This window comes from Streptomyces sp. NPDC005303, assembly GCF_040607335.1.
Taxonomy (GTDB): Bacteria; Actinomycetota; Actinomycetes; order Streptomycetales; family Streptomycetaceae; genus Streptomyces.
This window is the reverse complement of record NZ_JBEXGM010000001.1, coordinates 238,226-238,832: the sequence shown is the minus strand read 5'-3', so window position 1 is coordinate 238,832 and position 607 is coordinate 238,226.

Here is a 607-nt window from a genome sequence, read left to right as displayed (position 1 = left end):
GCGGGGGGGGGGGGGGGGGGGGGGGGGGGGGGGGGGGGGGGGGGGGGGGGGGGGGGGTTGGGGGGGGGGGGGGGGGGGGGGGGGGGGGGGTATCCGTCCTCGGTCCGGCGGATGCTGTTGCTACGGCTGTACTCGGTAACGGACGCCGGCCGCTGCGGGCGGACACCCCCCACCCCGTCCCCTGCGCGCCGTACGCGGCGAACGGCCCGTCGTGGTGAGGGCGAGATGGCAAACGGCCCGTCCTGGCGCGCGCGGTCCAACCTACGTTCCGTCGTGGCGCATGAGGGATGACAGCGGGTTCGGCATGGCGCGTGAGGTGGCGAACGGCCCCTCGGGGCGCAGGTGACTGCAACCCCCTAGGGGCGCGGGGAACTGCGCGACCAGCCACAACGCACCCGCACCCACCTGACGGCCGTCGTGGCGCGTGAGGTGACAAGCGGTCCCTCACAGCGAGGGTGACTGCAACTCCTCAGGGGCGCGGGGAACTGCGCGACCAGCCACAACGAACCCACACCCACCTGACGGCCGTCGTGGCGCGTGAGGTGACAAGCGGTCCCTCACAGCGAGGGTGACTGCAACTCCTCAGGGGCGCGGGGAACTGCGCGAC